The sequence below is a fragment of the Streptomyces sp. NPDC001002 genome, from assembly GCF_053599215.1.
In genome coordinates this window covers 1-3438 of record NZ_JBSFLV010000290.1, presented here as the reverse complement: position 1 = coordinate 3438, position 3438 = coordinate 1, and the positions used below count along the sequence as shown (strand labels likewise).

Sequence of the window (3438 nt, the reverse complement as noted above, 5' to 3'; positions counted from 1 at the left end):
TGGGCGAGCCAGGGACCGAAGCCCTGAGCCGCCGGGATGTATCGGCTCGTGCCGGGCGTCCTCGACCTCGCGCAGTCGGCCGTTGGCCCTGCGCAGGTCGGTGAGCGCCTTCTTGAGGTACTCGCGGAGCTTGTCCTCACTGCTCCGGGCGTCGTGTGCGGTGTCCGTGCTCATGTCTGTCCCTGTGTCCCTTCGCTCTCCGTGTGGTCCGCTTGCCGTCCGTTCAGGACAGACCGAGCTCGTTGTCGATGAGGGCGAACATCTCGTCGTCGGTGACCGTCTCCAGGTCCACTTCGTCGTGGCGGTCGGGGTGGAGGTTCTGCCATTGGGCGCTGAGCGCCTTGAGCCGCTCGGTGACCAGCCGGGCCCGTTCGGCCGGGTCGGTGCCGTCGTCCTCGGGGCCGGCCGTCATCGCCCGTTCCAGGCGGTCCAGTTCGTGCAGGACGGACAGCGCCTCGGGGCTCTCGGGCTCCTCGGGCCGCAGCTGCTCCTGGAGGAGTTCGACGAGCGCGGTCGGCGTCGGGTGGTCGAAGACCAGCGTCGCGGGCAGTCGTACGCCGGTGGCCTCGGTGAGCCGGTTGCGGAACTCGACGGCCGTGAGGGAGTCGAAGCCGGCGTCCTTGAAGGCCCGGGCGGCGTCGACGGTGGCCGGGTTGGCCACCCCCAGCACCGAGGCGACCTGCACCCGCACCACCTCAAGGAGCAGTTGGGCGCGCTCCTGCGGGTTCCGGCCGGCGAGCCGCTGGAGGAGGGTCTCCCCCGCCGGTGCGGCGGCGGCCTTGGCGGTACGGCGCGCGGACGGCCGTATGAGGCCCTGGAGGATCGCCGGGACCGCGGTGCCGTCCGAGGTGCGGGAGCGCAGGTCGGCCAGGTCGAGCCGGGCCGGCACGAGGAGCGCCTCGGTCGAGCCGAGGGCCGCGTCGAGCAGGGCCAGGCCCTCGGCGGTGGGCAGGCCCAGCATGCCGCCGCGCCTGCCGCGGTCGTGGTCGGTCCCTTCGAGGTGCGCGGTCATGCCCGTCGCCTCGGCCCACATGCCCCACGCGAGGGAGGTCGTGGGCAGACCCTGCGAGCGGCGCTGCTCGGCGAGGGCGTCCAAGTAGGCGTTGGCGGCCGCGTAGTTGGCCTGACCGGGGTTGCCGAGGACACCTGCGGCGGACGAGTAGAGGACGAAGGCCGCAAGGTCCTGGTCCTTGGTCAGCTCGTGCAGATGGCGGGCGGCGTCCACCTTCGGGCGGAACACCTTCGCCAACCGCTCCCGCGACTGGGCGGCGATCACACCGTCGTCCAGTACACCGGCGGTGTGCACGACCGCCGTCAACGGCCGTTCCACCGAGGCAAGGAGGGCCTGGAGCGCGGCGCGGTCGGAGGCGTCGCACGCCTCGACGCGCACAGCGGCACCCAACTCACCGAGCTCGTCGACGAGTTCGGCCGCGCCCTCGCTCTCCGGTCCGCGCCGGCCCACCAGCAGCAGATGCCGGGCGCCGTGCCGCTCCACCACGTGCCGGGCCACCAGCCGGCCCAGTGTCCCGAGACCGCCCGTGATCAGGACGGTGCCCGCCGGGTCGAGTCCGCCGAAGGCGTCCTCGGCGGCCCGGGGTTCGCGGGTGAGCCGGGGTGCGGTGGCCTCGCCTGCGCGCAGGGCGAGTTGGGGCTCGCCGGCGGCCAGGGCGGACGGCAGCCGGACGGCCGACGGTTCGTCCAGGTCGACCAGGACGATCCGGCCGGGGTTCTCGGACTGCGCGGTGCGCACGAGCCCCCAGACCGCGCCGCCCGCCGGGTCGGTCACGTCGCGGACCGCGCCGTGCGTGACAACGGCGAGCCGGGAGCCGTCGAACCGCGGTTCGGCCAGCCAGGCCTGGAGCACGTCGAGGGTCCGGGCCGTCGCCTCGAAGGGGCCGTCCCCGTCCGGCAGTTCCAGCAGCAGCCACTCGGGCGCGGACGCGGCCAGTGCGCGGACGGCGGACCCGTCGGCGACGGCGACCGGAGCCGGCCGGTCCGCCGCGGCGGGCTCGGGCAGCGTGACCGGGTGCCAGGACACGCGGTACAGGTGCTCGTGGGCCGGGGCACCCGCCGTACCGAGCTGCCCGGCGGACACCTCGCGCATGGTGAGGGTGCCGACGGCGGCCACGGGGGCACCGGTGTGGTCGGCGATCTCCAGGGTGATCCCGTCGGCCCCGCCGCGGGTGGCGTGGACGCGCAGCGCGGTGGCGCCGGAGGCGTACAGGGACACCTCGTTCCAGGCGAAGGGCAGCCGGGTCGTCCCCGGCGCCGAGTCGCCCGTCGCCGGGAGCAGTCCGGTGGCCTGGAGGGCCGCGTCGAGGAGCGCGGGGTGGATGCCGAAGCCCTCGGCGGACTGCCCTTCGGGCAGCACGACCTCCGCGTACACCTCCTCGCCCTTGGTCCACACGGCTCGGACGCCCTGGAAGGCGGGCCCGTAGGCATAGCCGGCGTCGAGCTGACGGTCGTAGAACCCGTCGACGGCGACCTGCTCCGCCTGGGCGGGCGGCCACTGGCCGAGGTCGAAACCGGCGTCCGGGGCCCGCTCGATGAGGAAGCCGGTGACATGGCGCGTCCACGGCGTCTCGGGGCCGGCGTCTTGCGGGGCCGAGTGGACGGTGACCGGGCGGCGGCCGAGCTCGTCGAGCGCCGCCACCGACACCTGGAGGCGTACGCCGCCGGTCTCGGGCAGCACCAGCGGCGCCTCGATCACCAATTCGTCGACGACACCGGCGCCGGCTTCGTCACCGGCCCGCACCACCAACTCGACCAGCGCCGCACCCGGCACGACGACCGTCCCGCCCACCGCGTGGTCCGCCAGCCACGGATGACTGCGCAGTGAGAGCAGTCCCGTCGCCAACACCCCACCACCATCGGGCAGTTGGGCGAACGCCCCAAGGAGCGGGTGGTCCGCACCGCTCAGCCCCAGCGACGAGGCGTCACCCGCACCGCCCCAGTTCTGCGGCCAGTACCACTCGCGCTGGAAGGCGTACGTCGGCAACTCCACCCGACGTGCCCCGCTGCCCGCGAAGAGTGCGGCCCAGTCGACCGCGCGCCCCACGGAGTGCAGCGCGCCGAGCGCGGTCAGCGCGGACTCGGCCTCACCGCGCCCCCGCCGCAGCAGGGTCGCGAGCCGGACATCGGCGCCGTCGAGGATCTCCTGCGCGAGGGCGGTGAGGACACCGTCCGGTCCGGCCTCCAGGAAGACGGTGACGCCCTGGTCGTGCAACGAGGTGACGGCGTCGGCGAAACGGACGGCTTCGCGGACGTGCCGGACCCAGTACTCGGGAGAGGTCAACTCGCCCGAAGTCGCGGGCTTTCCGGTGACGTTGGAGACCACACCGATCCGCGGCTCGCTGTAGGTAAGGCTGTCGGCGACCTGGCGGAACTCCTCCAGCATCGGGTCCATCAGCACCGAGTGGAAGGCGTGACTGACCGTCA

The 3438-nt window shown here is 73.9% G+C and carries 2 protein-coding genes; both read right to left on the bottom strand.

The features are described from left to right. Positions 1-174 (bottom strand): polyketide synthase docking domain-containing protein (locus ACWDR3_RS47465; protein WP_450358904.1); only part of this gene is annotated, 174 nt, incomplete at its 3' end. A gap of 49 nt (positions 175-223) precedes the next feature. Next, on the bottom strand, positions 224-3438 hold a 3215-nt coding region (locus ACWDR3_RS47460; RefSeq protein ID WP_450358903.1), incomplete at its 5' end, for an SDR family NAD(P)-dependent oxidoreductase.